The organism is Nostoc sp. NMS4 (assembly GCF_017115095.1).
Taxonomy (GTDB): Bacteria; Cyanobacteriota; Cyanobacteriia; order Cyanobacteriales; family Nostocaceae; genus Nostoc.
In genome coordinates this window covers 1-20,162 of the sequence record NZ_JABXKI010000084.1, presented here as the reverse complement: position 1 = coordinate 20,162, position 20,162 = coordinate 1, and the positions used below count along the sequence as shown (strand labels likewise).

General features: G+C 42.0%; 20 protein-coding genes and 2 pseudogenes. 11 read left to right on the top strand and 11 right to left on the bottom strand.

The genetic code is table 11. The features are described from left to right. Positions 1-106: 106 nt before the first annotated feature. A complete protein-coding gene (locus HWQ37_RS05460) occupies positions 107-529 on the bottom strand; it encodes a hypothetical protein (RefSeq protein WP_292744696.1) in 423 nt (140 codons plus the stop codon). A gap of 206 nt (positions 530-735) precedes the next feature. Here HWQ37_RS05460 and HWQ37_RS05455 point away from each other — a divergent pair, with 206 nt between their 5' ends. Next, entirely contained in the window at positions 736-2,088 is a 1,353-nt protein-coding gene (locus HWQ37_RS05455; RefSeq protein WP_292744694.1) for a pentapeptide repeat-containing protein, read from the top strand. 19 nt (positions 2,089-2,107) lie between these two features. Here HWQ37_RS05455 and HWQ37_RS05450 read toward each other — a convergent pair whose 3' ends face one another. The 4 genes from HWQ37_RS05450 to HWQ37_RS05435 all read right to left on the bottom strand — a co-directional run bounded on the left by HWQ37_RS05450 (position 2,108) and on the right by HWQ37_RS05435 (position 5,422). Next, positions 2,108-2,722, bottom strand: coding sequence for a Uma2 family endonuclease (locus tag HWQ37_RS05450; protein ID WP_292744692.1), 615 nt, complete (start codon positions 2,720-2,722; stop codon positions 2,108-2,110). Between the two features lie 151 nt (positions 2,723-2,873). Beyond that, positions 2,874-3,629 (bottom strand): SDR family NAD(P)-dependent oxidoreductase, encoded by a 756-nt coding sequence (locus HWQ37_RS05445; RefSeq protein ID WP_292744690.1) that lies wholly within the window; start codon positions 3,627-3,629, stop codon positions 2,874-2,876. Continuing rightward, positions 3,626-4,405, bottom strand: a complete 780-nt coding sequence (gene map / locus HWQ37_RS05440; protein WP_292744688.1) for a type I methionyl aminopeptidase — start codon at positions 4,403-4,405, stop codon at positions 3,626-3,628. The genes HWQ37_RS05445 and map overlap by 4 nt, the downstream gene beginning before the upstream one ends. 18 nt (positions 4,406-4,423) lie before the next feature. Beyond that, complete coding sequence (locus tag HWQ37_RS05435; RefSeq protein WP_292744686.1) at positions 4,424-5,422, bottom strand: Gfo/Idh/MocA family protein; 999 nt, start codon at positions 5,420-5,422, stop codon at positions 4,424-4,426. A 586-nt stretch (positions 5,423-6,008) separates the two neighbouring features. Between HWQ37_RS05435 and HWQ37_RS05430 the strand changes: the two genes are divergently transcribed. After that, positions 6,009-6,308, top strand: coding sequence for a ferredoxin (locus tag HWQ37_RS05430; RefSeq protein WP_292744684.1), 300 nt, complete (start codon positions 6,009-6,011; stop codon positions 6,306-6,308). Here HWQ37_RS05430 and HWQ37_RS05425 read toward each other — a convergent pair. Continuing rightward, positions 6,305-7,174 (bottom strand): RNA-guided endonuclease InsQ/TnpB family protein, encoded by an 870-nt coding sequence (locus tag HWQ37_RS05425; protein WP_292744712.1) that lies wholly within the window; start codon positions 7,172-7,174, stop codon positions 6,305-6,307. The genes HWQ37_RS05430 and HWQ37_RS05425 overlap by 4 nt on opposite strands. Before the next feature lie 148 nt (positions 7,175-7,322). Further along, entirely contained in the window at positions 7,323-9,059 is a 1,737-nt protein-coding gene (locus HWQ37_RS05420) for a SpoIID/LytB domain-containing protein (RefSeq protein WP_465249669.1), read from the bottom strand. Between the two features lie 115 nt (positions 9,060-9,174). Here HWQ37_RS05420 and HWQ37_RS05415 point away from each other — a divergent pair, with 115 nt between their 5' ends. The 4 genes and pseudogenes from HWQ37_RS05415 to HWQ37_RS05400 all read left to right on the top strand — a co-directional run bounded on the left by HWQ37_RS05415 (position 9,175) and on the right by HWQ37_RS05400 (position 12,299). Then, positions 9,175-9,438: a ParB N-terminal domain-containing protein gene (locus tag HWQ37_RS05415; protein WP_194043156.1), complete on the top strand. Its 264-nt coding sequence runs from the start codon at positions 9,175-9,177 to the stop codon at positions 9,436-9,438. Positions 9,439-9,668: 230 nt separating this feature from the next. Then, positions 9,669-9,767: pseudogene (locus tag HWQ37_RS05410) on the top strand (DNA starvation/stationary phase protection protein); the annotation flags it as partial. A 267-nt stretch (positions 9,768-10,034) separates the two neighbouring features. Next, positions 10,035-10,700, top strand: coding sequence for a 2OG-Fe dioxygenase family protein (locus HWQ37_RS05405; protein ID WP_292744680.1), 666 nt, complete (start codon positions 10,035-10,037; stop codon positions 10,698-10,700). A 330-nt stretch (positions 10,701-11,030) separates the two neighbouring features. Beyond that, positions 11,031-12,299 carry a tetratricopeptide repeat protein gene (locus tag HWQ37_RS05400; RefSeq protein WP_292744678.1) on the top strand — a complete coding sequence of 423 codons (1,269 nt, stop codon included), beginning with the start codon at positions 11,031-11,033 and terminating at the stop codon, positions 12,297-12,299. 91 nt (positions 12,300-12,390) lie between these two features. Here the strand turns inward: HWQ37_RS05400 and HWQ37_RS05395 are convergent, their stop codons facing one another. Further along, entirely contained in the window at positions 12,391-13,224 is an 834-nt protein-coding gene (locus HWQ37_RS05395) for a DUF4114 domain-containing protein (protein ID WP_292744676.1), read from the bottom strand. Positions 13,225-14,077: 853 nt separating this feature from the next. On the opposite strand from HWQ37_RS05395, the gene HWQ37_RS05390 reads away from it, so the two are divergent. Further along, complete coding sequence (locus tag HWQ37_RS05390) at positions 14,078-14,251, top strand: hypothetical protein (protein ID WP_292744674.1); 174 nt, start codon at positions 14,078-14,080, stop codon at positions 14,249-14,251. A 10-nt stretch (positions 14,252-14,261) separates the two neighbouring features. Here the strand turns inward: HWQ37_RS05390 and HWQ37_RS05385 are convergent, their stop codons facing one another. Then, positions 14,262-15,617 (bottom strand): DUF3370 domain-containing protein, encoded by a 1,356-nt coding sequence (locus HWQ37_RS05385; RefSeq protein WP_292744672.1) that lies wholly within the window; start codon positions 15,615-15,617, stop codon positions 14,262-14,264. A 125-nt stretch (positions 15,618-15,742) separates the two neighbouring features. On the opposite strand from HWQ37_RS05385, the gene HWQ37_RS05380 reads away from it, so the two are divergent. Next, positions 15,743-17,254 (top strand): FAD-binding protein, encoded by a 1,512-nt coding sequence (locus HWQ37_RS05380; RefSeq protein WP_292744670.1) that lies wholly within the window; start codon positions 15,743-15,745, stop codon positions 17,252-17,254. A gap of 185 nt (positions 17,255-17,439) precedes the next feature. Here the strand turns inward: HWQ37_RS05380 and HWQ37_RS05375 are convergent, their stop codons facing one another. After that, entirely contained in the window at positions 17,440-18,279 is an 840-nt protein-coding gene (locus HWQ37_RS05375) for a GNAT family N-acetyltransferase (RefSeq protein ID WP_292744668.1), read from the bottom strand. A gap of 36 nt (positions 18,280-18,315) precedes the next feature. Between HWQ37_RS05375 and HWQ37_RS05370 the strand changes: the two genes are divergently transcribed. The 3 genes from HWQ37_RS05370 to HWQ37_RS05360 all read left to right on the top strand — a co-directional run bounded on the left by HWQ37_RS05370 (position 18,316) and on the right by HWQ37_RS05360 (position 19,562). Beyond that, entirely contained in the window at positions 18,316-18,540 is a 225-nt protein-coding gene (locus tag HWQ37_RS05370) for a hypothetical protein (protein WP_292744666.1), read from the top strand. A 229-nt stretch (positions 18,541-18,769) separates the two neighbouring features. Next, positions 18,770-19,237: a VOC family protein gene (locus HWQ37_RS05365; protein ID WP_292744708.1), complete on the top strand. Its 468-nt coding sequence runs from the start codon at positions 18,770-18,772 to the stop codon at positions 19,235-19,237. 28 nt (positions 19,238-19,265) lie between these two features. Next, the gene (locus tag HWQ37_RS05360; RefSeq protein ID WP_292744664.1) at positions 19,266-19,562 is read left to right on the top strand and encodes a hypothetical protein; all 297 of its coding nucleotides are present in this window, start codon (positions 19,266-19,268) and stop codon (positions 19,560-19,562) included. A 57-nt stretch (positions 19,563-19,619) separates the two neighbouring features. Here the strand turns inward: HWQ37_RS05360 and HWQ37_RS05355 are convergent. Beyond that, positions 19,620-19,856 (bottom strand): annotated as a pseudogene (locus HWQ37_RS05355) (Uma2 family endonuclease); the annotation flags it as partial. Between the last annotated feature and the right edge of the window lie 306 nt (positions 19,857-20,162).

Below are 20,162 nucleotides of genomic sequence, written 5' to 3'. Positions count from 1 at the left end.
TTTTTAACGAACCACAGTAGACGCAGAGGACACAGAGGAAGAAGAGAGCGATCGCATTCTGGTCACTCGTCCTACTAACCAGTTTAGATTTTGGATTTTGGAGCAATCAATTCCACGATCGCATTAACGGATTAATTGGTATATCTGGATCAATCTCAATCACAGTGATATTGGCATTCTCAACCACCGTATTTCCCATAATCGTATTGTGCAGTGCCTCGAATTTCGATTCTTCCTCAGCAATGCGTTCGTAGTGCAGAATTACATGATAACGCTTGGCAATTGGCTCTCCAGAGTCCGATCGCTCCACTGTGTCCCAGTTTACATTTTGTTGTTCTTCCGCCATCCGGCGATACTCATCGGCTAGTTGTTCTAAGGCGATCGCGATCGCGTGTTCTTTTGTTTGACCGTAGCATTGTATATTTTCTCTAGGAGAATCGCTCAAAGACGATGATAACTGGCAAATATACTGTCCATTGTCTTGAGGCTGCACTGCGATCGTAATAGTTCCAGTGATGTCGGTATTCACGTCATTTTAAGGTACAACCCCTCTAAATTGTCTCCCAACCTCGGCATAACTTCTAGATTCTAACGATGCCGAAGTGGATGGGGATCTAGGTTTCAGGCTTCAGTGCGTAAGTCCTATCTTAGTCTTATGGAATACAAGTCTTGAGTTGAGTGCAATTTCTGATAAAACAGATGTTGTTCTTAATCAACTGGGGCAAAATAGAAAACATGACGATTGAATCCAATTCCTCTAATCTACCAACCCCAGAACCAGACCCCAAAAACGATTTGCAACCAGATGACTTTGACGGGAGTGCAACTGAGAAGAACCTAAGCTCAGAAGTTCTAGCCACACAACAAGCACTAGCAGCGATCGCATCTTTAAAATCTCCGCAATATACAACTGCCTTACAACAAGCTCGTTCTGAAGTCAAGCAACCTATTACCAACCAATTCACAGTTAAGCCAAGGGCATTGGTGATTACTCTAATAGCGATCGCCCTTACCTTTATTGGAATTATCCTGAATAACTGGATTGTTGGCATTATCGGAACGCTGATGACTTTGGTGTTATCCCTGGCGATATTATTGCCTTGGTTGCAAGAAGTTTTAGACCAATGGTTTTCACCCCAAGAACGCACCCTATTTGTGGCCTTTTTGGGACTACTAGTAGCGATCATCGGCTTAATTAGATTCACAGGTGTAGGCGATCGCTTGCTGGTTTTAGGACGCAAAATTAACTGGGACATTGCTGGAACCCTAGCAGATTGGTTTGGCGCTTTGGGGCAAATTCTCATCGCCATCATCGCCGTTTATGTAGCGTGGCGACAATATGTAATTTCTAAAGACTTGACAATTCAACAAAACCTGCTAACAGTTCAGCAAAATATTATTACCCAGCAACAGACAATTGATTCCTATTTCCAGGGTGTTTCCGACTTGGTATTAGATGAAGAAGGATTATTAGAAGATTGGCCTCAAGAAAGAGCGATCGCCGAAGGACGCACGGCGGCAATTTTGAGTAGTGTCGATGGTAGTGGGAAAGCGAAAATTCTCCGGTTTCTCTCACGTTCCAAATTGCTGTCACCTCTAAAACGCGATCGCTTATTAGGTCGAGCCATTCTCGACGGTACTGGCGGATACGCAGAAGACCGCCTCGAAGGTGTGCGCGTCATCGATTTAGGCGTAATGCTAGCCGCCGCCGACCTTTCTGCTACTGATTTACGTTGGACTGATCTTAGTGAAGCTAATCTTGTCCGTGCTAACTTGTCCGGTTGTGATTTAGTAAAAGCCAACCTCTCCCGCACAATTTTATATGATGCTAATCTCAATGGTGCTGACATCAACGGAATTCGCTTATTTTATGGTGTAGTAGATAAAGCATCACCCCGCAGTCGCACCCAACCACCAGATTATGAAACTGGCGAACAAACCGGCGCTGTGGTAGAAAATGCCGATTTCAGCAATGTGCAACGGATGTCTGAGTCTACACGTTGCTACTGTTGCACCTGGGGCGGCGAAAAAACTAGAGGTACTATTCCTGGTGGTTGTGAAGGTATTCCTAATAAGTTGGGAAGATAGTTATAAGATAGATAAAAAATTAGTTAGCCGCATTAAAAATCTGTTGTGCAGTTAAATTTAATTGGGGAAAGGTAGGTGATGAAATCGCGGTGCTACCTTGAAACGCTATCATTTGATATTCACCATCAACTAATTCGCATACAAAAATAGTGGGTTGTTTGGGATTACCGATGAACTTTCTTGCACCCAATGCAGCATAATCAGCAATCCAATATTCGAGAATGCCCATTTCTTCATAATCCCTAAGTTTATTGTAGTAATCATCTCGCCAGTTGGTTGAAACAACTTCAATAACTAGTGGAACCGATGCTGCTTGGCTTACTGTTGACTGTTTTTGAAAAAGCGGTTCTTTGTTGAGATTATCAAGATTTAGCAGCAAAACATCAGGCGAATAAGCTGATTCGGCAGAAGGAGTTTGGATCAATGCAGTTTTGGGTATAGTGTAGGGAAGATTCAGGCGATCAAACTCGACAGTTAGCTTATGGGCTATAAATCCTACAACTTTTTCATGGGAACCAGTTGGGGGTGGCATTTCAACAATTACTCCTTTGTGCAATTCATAGCGTTTACCATCGTTAGGATACCATTCAATAAATTCATTGAAGGTGAGTAATTTGGGCAACACTTGGGTCATAATCTTACCTCCATATATGTTTGACTTTATCATGTAATAAATGTTGATTTTTAGTTGATAAAATTCGCACTCCTGTTGGTAGTAAATAATAAATTTTATAAATTCTCTACCTTTATTAGAAAATACGATAAATCTTTAAGTGGACATGATCTCAGTGACCAAAAACTAGTCCTCCATTGATGTTTAAAACTTCTCCAGTAATAAAAGAGGCTTCTTTCGAGGCTAGATATAATACAGCAGCAGCAACATCATCTACGCAACCTGCCCGCCCAACAGGTGTCTCTGCAACGATGCTTTGCAGACGCTCTTCTGACCACATATTTGTAATCGCTGTGTTAGCAATTAAACCGGGGGCGATCGCGTTTACAGTAATTCCTTGGGGACTAAGTTCTCGCGCCAGAGCATAAGTTAGACCATGCACACCGGCTTTGGCAGCAGCGTAACCGAGATAACCAGGGCAACTTCCACCAGTAAATGCTGCATTGGTACTGATGTTGATAATGCGCCCACCGGGCCGGGTGAGGTAAGGAGCAACAGCCATTGCCATGAGAAAACTACCTTTGAGATTGGTGTTTACTACTTCATCCCATAACTGTTCAGCCTGATCAAGAGGAGTCTCAGTAGTGATCCAACGTGGAAGACCCGCCGCGTTGACCAGCACATCAATTTGACCCAACTGCTGAACAACTGCTGTTACAGCATCAGCCACCTGAGCCGACTGGGTGATATCTACTTGTTTGCAAAAAGCTTTCGGGCCAAGGTGTTCGATAGTAGTACGGAGCGTTTCTTCATTGCGCCCCATAATTACCACTTGGGTATTCTCCCTGGCGAAAGCTTCAGCAATTCCTCGCCCAATACCACTATTTCCCCCTGTAATAATTACAGTACGGGATGTTGGTAAATTCACGGGTAATTCTCGCCTTCAGGTAGGGTGAGGATTTCAACGCCATCTTCAGTGACAGCTAAAGTATGCTCACATTGAGCAGAAAGTTTGCGATCGCGCGTGACAGCAGTCCATTTATCGCCCAGAACCTCGACTTCATAAGTACCTTCGTTAATCATTGGCTCAATAGTAAAAACCATCCCCGGTCTAAGGCGCTTACCCTTACCGCGAGTGCCATAATGGGGTACATCCGGCGCAGTGTGAAAAATATTACTGATGCCGTGACCAACGAAATCTCGCACTACAGAAAAGCCTTGGGCTTCAGCATACTCTTGAATGGCTGCACCAATATCTCCAATGCGTCCCCCAGGCTTAACTTCAGCAATACCCAGGCGTAAACACTCTTCTGTCACCTCTACCAACTTTCTCGTTTTTGGGGAAGGAGTACCAACAAAGAATGTTTTGGATGTATCGCCGTGATAACCTTCAACAATGGGCGTGACATCAATATTAATAATGTCACCTTCCTTAAGAATTTGTTTGGCGTTGGGAATACCGTGACAGATTACCTCATTTACACTAGTGCAAATCGATTTAGGATAACCCTTATAGCCAAGGGGTGCGCTTTTGGCTCCATGCGCTTGTGTCCAACGTTCGGCTTCATCATTTAGTTCGAGAGTGCTAACCCCTGGCTTGACAAAGGGTTCTAGATGCTGGAGAAGTTTAGCTGCTAAACGCCCAGCTTGCCGCATTTTCTCTATTTCTCGTTGGGATAAAATAACAATTAGGTCGGTTTTCATTAACTTTTATCTAAACTATCATTTCATAAACATAGTTAACCCAGTCTGTGCGGCTCTTTGTGCTGCATCAGCAACATGCAGGGTATACAAGCTCTCCTCTGGGGTAACGTACAAAGGAGTGCCGTCAAAAAGATGATCTAACACCATACTCGTATCTTTAGCGAACAAACCCCGGCGAGGGCCAACCTCTATAGATGTTGTTTCCCCTGGCTGGATGAATATTCCTGTGTCGCCATCAAAAACTAAACCACCTTTTTCACCGTGAACTTCAAACTTGCGTTCTGATTGCCAAATACTTTCGCCTTTGCCATAGACTACTTGAGCTAAAAGTCCACTATTAAAGCACAGATCGCTCGTGCAGAAACAGGTTTGGTAGTATTCCGGTTCTATTTCCCAATATCGTTGGTGACAGTTAACAGTAAATACTTTACCAAATAAATCGGTGAGACGATGTAGGCGAGATAGGGCACCAATTAAGGGAAAGCCGAACAACTCGTGGTTATAAGTCCATCTACGAGGTGCAGGATTCTGGGCATTGAGGGTGCTGTAGCGGACATAAAAAACTTCACCAATTTTGTCTAAGTTTTGCTTTAAGGCTTGGTGCAAACCACCCAAAAGTTCCAGATGTTCAACGTGCAGGAGTTTTTGTTGTGCTTTGGCTAAAGCAATTAGTTCCTCAGCTTCGACGACATCCAATGAAAGAGGATACTCTACAATCAGATGTTTGCCGTTGGTGAGTGCTGCACGAGCGATCGCCCCATGATCTCGATTAACAGTGGAGATTGCTACTAGGTCTATATCTTCGCGCTCTACTAGCTCTTGCCAAGTACTTAATGCTTCAATTTGGTATTCTTTGGCAAAGGTTTCGGTTTTTTCGCTTGTATGCCCAACAACTGCGATTAACTGCGATCGCTCATCATGGAACAATGCCTCAGCCCGAAACTTTGCCGCATACCCAGTACCTACCAAACCTACACGCACTCTTGCTTTTTCCAAAGCTGCTTCTGAATTATACATGATCCTCACTAGTTCTGTTTTTGATCTTTCCACCCTTCTAGTGGTGAGATTCTCTCTTCATGGGTTTCACCAGTCTAGACTTTACAACATTCAGGAGTAAAACACGCTTTATATCTGGGTAAAAAACTTAGCTTGTGTACCTCACCAACTTGAAATCTGCTGTAAAACTTTATTTGCAGCTATAGAAATCCGGTTTAATTTTTAAACAAAATTAAGTATTTGTAGTGGCGTGCCAAGGCTAAACTGTTGCAAAAAATTTGTAGCTTTTTAAAGGAGTTAGGGGATCTCTTCTGCGTAAGTCCTACAAAATATCGCTAACATTAACCTTACTCATGTTTACTTTGATGATACATAACTTTTTCTGATTAAAACCTGACTTTGGTAGAAAATAACATAAAGAAAACTTATCGGGATTAAGTAACTAAATTTCATTACTAATCGGGTTCAATTTCCAGTTACATCGTTTAATTTTTCTCGTAGTATCAGAATTGAAGCAAATTTAAACCAACGGCTAATTCCATAGAACAGCCGTGACCTTTGCCTTAAGATAACTTATACTGTCGTTTGCAAAAGAGAGGATTACTCAATGCCAACTTATAAAGTGACACTAATCAACGATGCCGAAGGGTTGAACCAAACACTTGATGTTGATGATGATGTCTATATTCTAGACGCTGCCGAAGAAGCTGGTCTTGACCTGCCCTACTCTTGCCGCGCTGGTGCTTGCTCGACCTGTGCAGGTAAAATCACCAAGGGTACTGTCGATCAGGGCGATCAGTCATTCTTAGATGATGAACAAATAGAAAAGGGATATGTACTGACTTGTGTTGCTTACCCAACCTCTGACGTAACAATCGAAACTCACAAAGAAGAAGACCTTTACTAAGAGATGAACTGCCCACAGTTGGCTTCGCCTGAACTGTGGGTTTCTACATCCCCCAATTCGTTTTTAGCGAAATCTTCTATAGATTTTTGACGCTTCTTGGCCCCCATTTGCCTCATACTTCCTGCTCGTTTGCGGGTGCGTGAGGTAGAGCTAGACGACTCAGCGTCTGCGAGGGCAGTTCCTGCCCACGGTAGAATTCCTTTAGCCCAATAAAGCATAACTTCGGCAGCAGCAATATCTCTATCCTGTAAATAATTACAAACACCACATTTATGCACTCGGACATCGAGTGTTTTTTTGTGCTGATGTCCGCATTTAGGGCAAGTTTGAGAAGGCAAAACTCTCCGCGTTGGAACCTCGATAAATACACCACCAATCTGTTCTATTTTATATTTGATGGTGCTACGAAGCATACCAAAACCAACGTCAAGAATAGACTTGTTTAGTCCAGCCTTCTGCTTTTTGCGCTTACCTTTTTTAGCTTTTCGGGTCATGTTTTTGACTTCTAGCTTTTCAGTTGCAACGAAGCTATTACTGCTGACTATTTCTGCTGCAACTTGGTGTACCCAGTTCTGGCGAAGATTTGCAACCTTACGGGTGAGCTTACTAACTTTTGCCGTAGCTCTTTTGAACCGCCTAGAAGCTTTTATCTTTTTTCTTCTGTTTGGCGCACGTTTACGCCGTTTGTCCTTAGAAGCTTTTTTGATTAGATGCTCTGCATTTCTCAAAAACTTTGGAGCCTCAATTTGTTGATGATTCTCGCCATCAGTAATTGATAACGCAGAATTACATCCCAAGTCAATGCCGATAGCACCAATGGGTAAAATCTCTGGTTTCAGAACTTGGTCTAAAACATCAACTGTAATAGATGCGTACTTTACCTCCTTAATTTTTTAAGTGTGGCGGGTTTGAATCCCCCACTAATTTATTCTGACTCCTGACTTCTTCTTCAATTTCTAAAACCTCCTGCCTCCTGGCCTCTGCCTTTCTTCGGCAAATTGAATGCCAATTAGCTTAAAGCTTAGTCTCTTTTTTGAGAATTTGAATCTGAGTACCAGGATAGTAAAATTGGAGAATTTTTGGACTTGACCAACCTAGTTTCGCTAAATTTTGAGCGCCAGTTTGACTCAAGCCGACTCCATGTCCTAATCCACCACCAATAAAAGCGTATCCCCAGAGTTGCGATTTGCCTTTGTTCAACGGTTCGATATAAAAAAGCGTACTTATTGGGGCTGCAAAAGCACTGCGAACTTCGTCTTTGTGGAGAATAAAGGTGCTGCTATCGGTTTTAACCGCAAGTTCAAGGATACGTCCACTCTGGCTTCGCTTCACTACTGCCATAGCCTGAATTGTCTTAAATTTGGCATCAGGACTGTTTTTCACCTGTAAAAATTTCTGCAAGTCCTTGATAATATCCTTTAAAGGGGTTTCCTTGTGCCAACGAAACATATCCCACTTGCTTTCATTAAATCCTTGTTGCGTATTAATAAATTTTTGGAAGTTCTTTTCATCTGCTAAACTCTGCTTAGATAAATCCCAAAAATTAGTCGGAGCATCCAGTACAGGACGCAGATAGGGACGATCGTCGCCATTCCAGACATCGCTAAAGGAAGCAGTGACCCCACCAGTAGTAGAAGAATACAGGGCATCTACGAGTTCGTTTTTGTAGGTTAGTACTTTACCCCTAGTTGAGGCGATCGCTTGGTCTGTTTTGGCAGCTGCGCCCTTCAACCCATAATAAACTTGGCAGTGAGTATCAGCACACAACTGATAATTATCTGCGGCAAACCTGCGTAAATTTCTTAAGGCATAAGTCCGAGCGAGAATTGCCTGAGCTTCTAGCGCCGCTTTTGGTGCATCTGTGCCTATTTCGTAAGGCACAACCCCACGCAAATAAGTTTCTAAGGGTACTTGGTTAACTAGAGTGTATGTACCGTAAGCATTTTGTTGCAAATTCATTCGCCCAGCGTAAAGACGGGCATTATCTGGTTTTTCGCTTTTATTTACCCGAATCAAATTTTTGTCAGTGCTAATTTCTAAATCATTCGGGCTATAGCTATTACCATTCACCACCCAACTAACTCGTGGCACTTGTTTCAAAATTTTGGTATCAAGATATACTTTTTCTTTACTAGAAGCTTGGATGTTCTGCAATAGCAAGCGCCGCAGTAAAGGAGTGCTGTAAACATCTCGTTTTGCCCAAACCTGCCAGCGTTCTGGCTGGGCTATTTCCACTTCCATCCCCTGAGAGCGCCATTTATTAGCACTGTCTTCCGCCGTTTCAAAAGTGCGGTATGTACCCAAAACTACCACTTCTTCGACTGCTGATTGGGGTAAAGCTTCCATGACTGTTTCCAGCTTTACAGGATTCTTAGTAAACAGGATTTGCTGTTTATTGCCCACTTGAAATTTTAGCTTTAAGCGATCGCCTTTTATGGGTTCGAGTTGCAACTTGGCTGTGGCTTCGGCGCCAAATCGCTGCACAATCCCAATTTTCAGTTCTATATCCTGGATGTTGCTCTCAGGCCCTGATGCCGCAGTCAGTCCCAATAGACAAAATGTTGTCACCAAAGTGTGGGAAAAACGCCAAAACGAAAATTTCATGGCTACCTGAGAGCATTCGCGTAGTGTCTCCAAGAGTTGCGATCGCAAATCGTTCGCGCCGCGTCTCATAGAGAGCATCTTCTGCCCCTTAATGCGTCCTTGGAGCTGATTTTCCAATTGCCTTGTAGTGCGGTTTTTTTGTCGCATGAATGCTCCAATGATACCATTACCAATTTTGCCCTAAATATTACTTGCAAAACGAAGTCATAATGACTATGATTTATTTAGAGACAAAAAACAGAACTAGTTGGATAAACTCTTTATGGTTAGAGTCCAAGAAATTCCATTAAATCAGATAAAACGCCCATTGCCCCGTACAAACGATCCAAATAAAGTACAAGCCTTAATGGAATCGATTGCGGAGATTGGGCAGCAGGAACCTATAGATGTCCTAGAAGTAGATGGACAATATTATGGCTTTTCTGGTTGCCATCGGTATGAAGCTTGCCAGCGTTTAGGCAAAGAAACCGTTTTAGCCAGAGTCCGTAAAGCACCCCGTAGCGTTTTGAAGATGCACTTGGCATAGATTAATGAGAATTGGGTGCGGGGATGAGGGAGATGAGGGAGATGGGAGAGTGGTGAGTGGTGAGTGAGGAGACAAGGGGGACAAGGGGACAAGGGGGAATTATTGAACAAGCCTCTCCCTTGTCTCCCCCCTCTTCCTTGTCTACCTTGTCTCTTCTCCATGCCCAATGCCCAATCCCCAATGCCCAATTCCCAACCCCAAATTACATATAACCTAATTAAGAGAAAATTATGTCATCGAAAGTAACAGTAAAAAATGTAAATATCGGCATTGACCAGGCGAGTAGGGCTAAAATTGCCGATGGTTTATCTTATCTGTTGGCTGACACTTAGGGTAACGGTAAAGCCAATCTATCATTATGGAACCTTCTTGCTGCTAGTAAATATACGTCGATTCTTTGCCCACCTAACCCATATCTGCAAATCTTTTCAGCAGCTACTCCGCCGTGTGACAGAATTTGAGTAACTTTACATATCATGAATTATCAATTTTTGTAGTCAAATTGACAACATAGTAATAAAAAGTAGCATATACTAAGTATTACAAGCCTCCCAAACAAATACGGGAGAATTTCAACGTGCAAGGAGGTAAATCCTATGCAAAAAGTTTGGACAGCAACTGAATTAGAATATGCTTTTTTGTTTACTCTAAGAAAAGTAAATTCGATCGGTCTAAAAGGTTTTAAGCCATTTTTTAATAATATGCCTCTTGACCCTTATATCAAAGGCAATTATCGTTCTAGAAGATTATCTCGGTTTACAGTCTCTGGAAATCAGTTAATCAAATTACCTCATGGTGTCTTCTTTCAAAGCAAAGATTATAATCGATTAGCAGGTGACATCAAAAGAGAGTTTGCAGAATTAGATGATGCCCTCATAGAACTTGATATTTTCAAGAATCTGGTTTTGGCATTTTGTGATTCTTGCAAACTTCATCCTGAAGCTGAAATTGGAGTTCATCAAATTAGAATTAGTTGTTCTCCAGATAATTTTGGTAATCCAGCACCAGAAGGTATCCATCAAGATGGCACTGATTTTATTGGCATATTTTCAGTAGATAGAGAGAATATTCAAGGTGGCGAAACACATCTGTATACTGCCAAAAAAGAAAAGCCTGTATTTAGCAAAATTCTCAATCCGGGAGAACTCTTATTAGTTAATGACCATGAGTTTTTCCACTATGCCAATCCTATAAAACCACAAACTGAGGCTCAAGGAAATTGGGATGTTTTTGTTCTGACTTCTCCCAGCTTGCTTTCATAATCATGTTAGTACGAGAATTCAGCAGCAGAAAAAATGCAGGATTATTAGTATATTTATTTTACAAAATTTCTGCTGAATTTTGAACTATTCTGACTCCTAAATTCTGAATTCTAGTTAACAGTAAATATTTTACAATCTACGAGATATGGGGAATTGAATCTAGTCATTTCCCCATTTTTTTATTGAAATTTATCAAAACTTAGGGTAGTATGTTGGTTTTATTTCAACAAAAACTATGAAATATACTTAAAATATGAAAGTGAGTGCATAGGTTAGGCTACAAAACAAACCTGCTGGAATTCAATTAACTGAATCAACCACACAAATGCCATGAATGACGAATTCTACAATAGAGGATTGGAAAAGGCTAGGCGAAAAGATTACGCGGGAGCAATTGAGGAATTTAACCATGCTTTACAACTGACACCTTACTTTAGCGAAGCTTATTTGCAACGGGGTTTAGCACATTATGACTCAGGCGCAATTCTGAAAGCTGTTTCAGATTATACCGAAGCGCTGAAGTTGAATCCTGATAGTGTAGAGGCATATTATTGTCGGGGATTGGCTAGGGTAGCGCTAAAAAATTTATCGGGAGCGCTAGACGATGTTGAACGCGCGATTCGTCTCAATCTCAATTATGCTGCTGCTTATAATCTGCGGGGAATGGTGCGGCGGAAACAGGGTTTTATTCAAGATGCGATCGCTAATTTTAAAAAAGCTGCTGGGTTATATTTAGAGCAACAAGATAAAGAAAATTGTCGTCTATCTTTAGAACGAATTAAACAGCTACAACCACCAGAAAAAGCCACCATTCAGCAATCGCCTTCTACCAATGCGCCAATTTTATCCACTAACGATTATTTCACACAATTATTAGAAAAAGCTGAAAAGGGAGATACCCAAGAGGCACTCGCCGATTTAAATTGGGTATTAAAAGCCGATCCGCAAGATGCCCAAGCTTACTGCTGTCGTGGGGTTGTGCGTTGTAAAATGGGGAATTATCGAGAAGCGATCGCAGATTTTAATCAAGCATTACGACTAAATTTTCAAGATGCCATTGTCTATCGCAACCGAGGTAAAGCCCGTTCTGTCTTGGGAGATCATCAAGGTGCGATCGCGGATCTTAACCAAGCAGTCCAGATGCAACCGGAAGATGTCTTAGTTTATATTGCCAGAGGTAATGCCTATCGGACAACGGGCAATTATCTTGGTGCAATTCAAGATTACACCCAAGCGTTGCAAATTAATTCTGACGATCCTCAAGCTTATTACAATCGCGGCATTGCCTATACTTGCTTAGAAGAAATCCAAAATGCCGTGGAAGATTATCAACGGGCGGCGAGTATCTTTTGCGAACAAGAAGACTGGGAAAATTATCAACAAGTCTTAAATAGCCTCGAAAAAATCCAGAAATTTAGTCCAGAGTCAAAAAAGCAAAAATATCATCTGCTACGTCAGCGACTTTTACGAATGGTTGGGGGATACTGGGAAATTGCCGAACGATTGATTCAGCAAAATCAGGATTACCATCCTGGGATGTCAGACGAGTGGTATTTGCAAAAAGTGATTGATGATTTAGAACGCGATCGCAATAGATAAAATCTAAATGCCACTACAAACGTAAAATCACCCGTATAAATAAATGTACGGGTGAAAATAAACGCACCTTAAATTAAGAACGTTTCAAAGTTTAGTTAGAAGTGCGACTTTGACGGCGGCGGCGCAATCCAAACATACCAATTGCTCCCACCGCAAACATTGATAAAGTCACAGATGGTTCAGGAACGGTAGCGCCAATTAACGCTTTAACATTTGCCTCGCCGATATCAAGAACAACGACAACATCATTAAAGTCGCGATCGGAATTTTCGTTCGACTTACCAGTTGCAGAATCTACCCCTGAAGCGTGTAAACCTCCATATAAATCCTCGAATGCTAGGAGGATGTAGTTGTTGTAAGCATAAGCAACTGTGTGCTGTAGTCCATCTGCGTTAGAGGCGGTGTCAGTACCAAAGATATTAGCAGACTTGCCACGGTTCAAACCATCGGCTCTCAACCAGAAATCGAGCTGACTACCTGCGGTAATATTACCAACTTTAACCCCATCACCTAGTTTTAGTGCGTTACCGCCCCAGCTGCCAACACATCCATTTCCTTGACAAGAAATATCATTAAAAAGTAGCCCAGACTTATTAGTAGTTCCTGTGGAATTGAAGGCTAACTGGTTTCTATAAGCTGCGCCTTCATTGATAAAGTAAACAGAAACATCGTGGTCGTATTTTAGGTTTAATTTATTGGGGTCTAACTGAAATTGTCCACTGTTTGGAATGGCAACGCTTTCTGCTTGGACAAATTGTTGAAAAGGAGTGTCGTTAAAACCAGTTTTAGACTTACTATATACAGTTGGTTTAGTCCAAGAGCTATTCCAATTAAAATTAGCAGCAGATGCAGTTTCTACTTTGGAAACTAATCCGGTTAAGGTAGCTGTAGCCACAATCAAAGCTGTAAATAAATTAGGTTTCATGTTGTGAGTCATTAAGTAGGGAAAATATTTAGATAATGCTTTTTTTGAGCAGCTATCTCTCTTCAATCGTTTCTTATTTCTAACAGCTACACTTCTGTAAAGTCAATCTATTTATTGGCTTTTAGTAGTATATTTAAATAGCTCTTTATTTAAAGTAATTTTACTGAAAAAGGGCAATTTGTATCGGATGTTTTACTGTTATTAGCAGTTAGTGTTTAAACTTATGTATGATAAAGACTTGATGAAGTATTTATATTTTTTATGCAAATAAGATGTGGAATTTCTCTGGTGAAAGCCTAAAAGCTTTATCTATATAAATTTTCATTTGAATGAGGTATATCAGTAGTAGTGTGCTGTAAGGCGTATCAACTTAGCTTTGGCGAAGGTTATTCGCTGTTATGCAAACAGACTTTATCTCCGTACTGAGTTTGGTAAACGTAGTAGTCCAGGACTTACGCACTGAGATCGCCCAACCCCCTTAAAAAGCAGGGCTGTTTCATTCCCTAAAACAGGTAAAATTGCAAGTGTTGAGGGGTTGAAGAAGAATCCAGAATTCAGAATTCAGAATCAAGACGCTCTCTACGAACGCGAACAGCGTGTCGCAGACAGACGCTAAAAGCGTAGCTTGCAACTCTTACAGAGTACGCAAACTCGCTTGCCGCCGGCGCTATCAGTCGGGGATTCAGACCCGCGACTTTCTTGTTGACCACCAAATTTTCAATTTGGTGGGGGTGTAAAAACGCCGATTATTCAGACGCGACTCGAAAATACTCGCTTGCCGCCGGCGCTATCCGCTTTTTCGGTCAGAATACCCAACTGAATTCTGACTCCTGAATTCTGTTTGATAAAAATCATGAGTGCGAATCTGATTGAGCAACTGCGGCAAGTGGAAGATTTTAAAACAAAAGATGGTCGAAGACATCCACTGTGGTTGGTATTACTGTTTGTAATAATGGGCACTATGAATGGATATGTTGGGTATCGTGCATGGGGGGATTTCGTCAAACTGCATCATTTTGAGTTTTAAATTGTTAAGTTTAGTCTACAGTTTGAATTGTCAACATTTGGGGGGGCGTAGCATCCGGTGGGTAGAGAAAATCCACTTCTACCAGTCGCCGTTGACCAGGAGATATTTTTAATTGAGCAAGCGGTTCTCCCATTTGTCCCCGTTGTTGAACTAAATGCCAGTATTGGGTTTTGGGTAAGCCGCGATCGTCATTGTAGCGAATACGAACAGTGCCTCGGAAAAAGACGGACGGTTGGGGTGGTGAAAAAAAGCGCAGCCCTGGTTTATTTAACTCATCTTCTTTGATTGGCGTTTGGAAAAGCACATTTACAGTTTGCGGCTTATCTGTATTGTTGAATAATGGTAGAGAGATGTTATATTCAATGCCGTAGTTGCCGTGAGCTTCGTAAGCAGTACCAGGATAACGCACTACGAGTTTAGCAGTTTGGTTTTGTCCAGTACCCATTTTCCCTGCTAAAAGAGTACTTAAACCGTAAGAAAAAGCTTGTCCTGATTCGGGAATTGTCAGGTATGAACTATTAGAGTCAGTAAGTTGTGATTGCCAACGAGAGCCAACAGCTACCCCCGCTACCCGTCCGTAAATTTCTGTTGCCCCTGCAAGCCGATCTGGAGGACTGGGAGCCGATTCACGGGGACCTGCAAAATCACCATTTTCTAACAAATTCTCCCATTCTTCTAAAGTGGGCGCTCGTTCACTACCATCGGGATTGGGTTTGGCAAACATGGCCAGGTTCGCCAGATAAACAGGACGATCGCTATACAAATGCAACAAGGTAGAACGTCCATTCAATGGCGGTGTTAAAGTCTTCACTGGAATCGGATGATTCATTAACATTCGGCTTTGTTTTGGTGGAATTACCAACTGGGCTGGCCATCCTTGTCGTCTGACTCGTAGTACATCATTCATCACGCGATCGCCTGGCCCTGCATAAATGTCTCCCGAATTATTGTCCTGCATCGGGGGAAGTTTGATAAAAGGTGCATCAGGTTGACTCACATAACTAGCTGCTTGCAATATATTGACAGTTGCAGAGCGATCGCTGGGATTATAAACAATCACTCCCAAATAAAGAGTCCGCAAATCATTTGGAGTCTCAATCGCTCTAGCAATATGGTGAGAAAATAAATCAAACCGTCCCTGAAATGGAAAGTTCAGGTGGGCGCTGGGCACTTTTTTGCCTTGAGGAGGAAATGTAGACAGCAGAATTCCTTCACTCTTAACTACTTCCGGGTTATTACTGTTAAATACCGGTACTTCGTCAAGATGTCCTGTTAAAGGTCTTGTTTGTTGGGGAACAAAGACTTCTTGCGGTGCTGGGGAAGGCGATGCTTGAGCCAAAAACAAATAGGAAATAAGATTAAGCATTTATTCAAAAAGCAATTGTATCGCTGAAATTCAGAATACAGCATACCCAACCTCCACCCAAGGTTGACAAGTTAGAGGAGATTTGCCAAAACTCTGACTAAAGAGATTCTTGAGCAAGAGTATTTATGCAGCGTTCCTACCGCAGTAAATTATTAAAAAACAGGCTGAAGATTATTTTGCTTGTGCTTCTGTCCATAACCACAATTGCCCTGACAGCGATTGCGAGACCTGTTGCTTACCTAACTTTAACAGCCTGGAGCGATCGCGATGACCGTCAACCTCTGCCTCCTGGCACAGTTGATGATGCTAGTCACCTGAACCAGACACAGGTAACAATTAAGCAGGTTAAGAGTCAGCCTGGAATTGCTGAGATGATATTACAGTCTGTACTTAGAGATGCCTTATATCAACGTAAGAAAGTAGCGATCGCGGGTTCACGTCATACTATGGGTGGTCACACTCTGTATGCTAAAGGTATCTCCTTGGAGATGCGCTACTTCAACCGGATGCAATTCAACCCGACGACTAAAATCCTGACGGTGCAATCAGGAGCTAAATGGTCTGAGATTATTCCCTACCTAAATGAACGTGGCTATTCTGTCGCCGTCATGCAGTCCAACAACGATTTTTCTGTCGGCGGTACGATGAGCGCCAATGCTCATGGCTGGCAACATAATAGTCCCCCCTTTGCTAGCACAGTCGAAAGTTTCCGGTTAATGCTGGCAAGTGGCAAGGTTGTGGAGTGTTCCAGACTGGAAAACCCAGAGTTATTTTCTTTAGTCTTAGGCGGTTACGGATTATTTGGGATCATTCTTGATGTGGACTTAAGGGTAGTACCCAATGAGACGTATATAGCAGAACGGTTTGTGATTAAGAGCGAGAACTATATTGATACCTATCGGCAATGGGTAGATGGTGCAGCCAATATTGGTATGGCATACGGGAGACTTTCTGTTGCACCAGAAAACTTTTTACAAGAAGCTATTCTCACCACCTATCACCAAGTCCCACAAGCAAATCAGGCTATTGTCTCCTTAGAAAAACAAGCAGAGTCTGGATTACCTCGGACAGTTTTCCGTGGTAGCATCGGCAGTGATTATGGCAAAAGCTTGCGCTGGCAACTAGAAAAAATTGTTGGGGGAGAAGCCGGAAACCAGGTTTTGAGAAACCAGATTCTCAACCGTTCCTCCGCCTTATTTGAGAATCGTCACCATGCAGAGACAGACATCCTGCATGAGTACTTTATTCCCCCTAAATCTCTGGAAGCTTTTTTAGAGAAGTGTCGCATCATTATTCCCCAGTCCAAAGCGGATTTGCTTAATGTCACAGTGCGAAATGTTCACCAAGATAACGATAGTTTTCTCAGATATGCCGATCAGGAAGTTTTTGGATTGGTGATGCTGTTTCATCAGCAACGCACCCAAGAGGGAGAAGCAAAGATGCAGGTAATGACCCAGAAACTGATTGAGGCAGCCTTAGCAGTTGGTGGTCGGTATTATCTACCTTATCGTCTTCATGCCACACCTGAACAATTTCGTCGAGCTTATCCACAATCTGCTAAATTTTTCGCCCTCAAGCGTAAGTATGACCCGGATGGGGTTTTTCAGAATTATTTTTACCAAAAATACGGCAGTTAAAGGGCAATACAGTTCGGTTAGTATATTTAGCTCTTGAGCGATCGCTTTATTCTACTTAGGAACATGGATTAAATAAGATGCAAAACTTCATCCTGTCTCTAGCTTCCCTCTCCTTTATAAGGAGAGGGATTGAGGGTGAGGTAAACCAGGGACATAAATTGTATATTATTTAATTCTTATTCTACTTATTCCTTGGAGGTAAATGAATATTCGTGCCAATCGCAAATGGGGCGATACCCAATCGCTTGATAAATATGATTGGCTGTGGGATTGGCTAAATCTGCTAAGAGGAAACAATGGCGACATCCTTGGTCTAGCAGTTTTTGGCTTAACGCTGCGACAGAGGCGGTGGCATATCCTTGGCGACGATACTCTGGTGGTGTATAAGCTAAATTGATCCGACCAATTGTAGGTAACACTTGTTTACTAGAGGCAACTGAAACTGGAGTGCCATCAACCCAAAAATAAATATTCTGCTGTTTCAACCGATTATCTATTTGGTGTTCAATATCTTCGCTCACCGCCTGATTTATCTCAGATAAAAATGCCGAAAGCCACTCGATCAAAAGAGAGCGATCGCTTTCAGTTGCTAGTCTCAGATATCCTCTGGATGTTGAGACTGTTTGCACTGCCGTTAATTGGTAAATTTTCATTACCATCGACCGTTGATAGAATTGTCCAGTCAGCGATCGCCAAGTCTGCGAGAATATTTCTACCTCTTTAGCCAGTCCCATGCTTCCTGGCAGTTGCTCTTGACGCAAATCTTCAGCAATCAACCGCAAGGCATCGATATTCTGGGCTTTGGATAGGATCAATTTTTGGGGTGGGGTGCGGATAGCAACAGCCAGAATCTCGCCACTGGTTTGGACAATTGCTAAATAAGGCTTACCCAGATAACGTTCTGGGTTATGCAACAAGGTATGCAAAATACTGAGCAAAACATTATTTTCTCCCTGATGCTGGAGTAAGTAAGCCTGAGTGCAGTCCCAGAATTCCTGAACGTTGTCGAATCGATTTAGTTGCATGATTTGCCCCTACAACATGGGTCTATTTACTATCAAATGATAAATAAAAATATATTGTGGGGCGGGCAAGATGGCATTGGTGTCAAGTTAAAGCCTCAGCCCAGATGTAAAGCGACCTTGAGGCATTGCGCCGATGTCGGGGAAGCGGAATCAAAATCCCCCAATTTATCGGGTGATTTAGGAGAATCTAAAATTAATTGGCGACAATATAACCAGCTTATGCAATCCCTGAATATCATACTCCCAGATGCGATCGCTTAGGCAACTATGATTATTTTTGGATTGCTAAGTGGGGAAATGCGGATTATCACAACATAACTTTAAACTTGACAGACAGCTAGTGGTCTGTCAAATCCATTTTGACGGTTGGAGAGAAGCGATAAATCGCCGTCTCTACAGAATAATCAAAAGCCATGATAGATTTTTATTAGAAATAGTAAACTTTAAAAAAAAGTTCAACTTCTATCTAAATATTGAGATTTTGTTGATTATGCTATCTAGCACCCAATCCGCGAAAAGTGTCCTTGCGCCAGGAAATCTGCGTAAAGTACATCACATTGCCCTCAACGTCCAGGATATGCAAGCTTCCCGCTATTTTTATGGCACAATTTTGGGTTTACACGAACTCACAGGCGACGAAGTACCTGTAACCCTGGTGGAACTTGTCGCATCTGGGAAAGTAGCCAACTTCATCACCCCGGATGGTACGATACTGGATTTATTTGGGGAACCCGAATTATCACCACCAAATCCAGACCCAGAGAAGACCTTCACTAGAGCGTATCATCTGGCCTTTGACATCGATCCGCAGTTATTCGATCGCGCGGTGACAGTGATCGGAGAAAATAAAATAGCGATCGCACACGGCCCAGTCACTCGTCCTACTGGGAGAGGAGTGTATTTTTACGATCCAGATGGCTTTATGATTGAAATTCGTTGCGATCCCGAAGCTAGTTAACTTAAGGGTAATAACAAAAGTATCTACTATGACCGCGAAACTCACGCAAATATTTAAAGTAATTGAAGACACAATTACAAAACCGCCAATTCCACACGAACCATACAAGCAATCATTGAAAGCTTGGGCGATGTATTGTTTGCGAGACAAAGGTTTTATAGTCGCTTATGCTCAAAATGCCGACTTTGCTATTGAAAGAAAACGTGAAGAAAAGCTATATTTCAAAGTCTCAAATAGCCCCGAAGATTTAGATAATTCTCTTAACTGGATTGTTTGGGATAGTGTAACTAAAAGCGCCAGTCTCATCCCTCAAAAAATAGACTGATGCCAAAATAGTCATCAAATATTTCCCTGATTCTTTAACTATTCTGACTCCTGAATTCTGACTAGACAACTGCTGTAAAAAGCTTTGATGTTCTGGCGAATTTAATCCCAACTGCAATACAGCCAATACTTGTTGCATATTGCCAGCGATTAAATCTGACATTGACAACCACAAACCAGGAAATACTTGACTTTTGATAACTCCATCTGCGTCAACTTCTAAAGAGACATATTCCCCTTGTTGCAGACTAAACCAATCTAATTTGTTTTCAAATATTTGCCAAACATCAAATTCGTAGCGAGTGAGGCGATCGCCATTTTCTAAAGGAGGAATTCGTTGCTTGATTGATAGGTTAACCATGATTTTCTGCTCTGGCAAGAAGTCTTACTTTATTATGGCTTGATACATATTTTTCTTGTAATGTACTGCCTAAGAGGATGTTTGAAAAGTTGTTGGCTATGATTTCAGGCACTTTTAGATCCCCCTAAATCCCCCTTAAAAAGGGGGACTTTGATTCCTGTTCCCCCCTTCCCTGCTTTTTAAGTAGGGTGGTTTCATACAAAGAAAGAAAAAACTTTGTGCAGTTGATTGGAGAGGGCG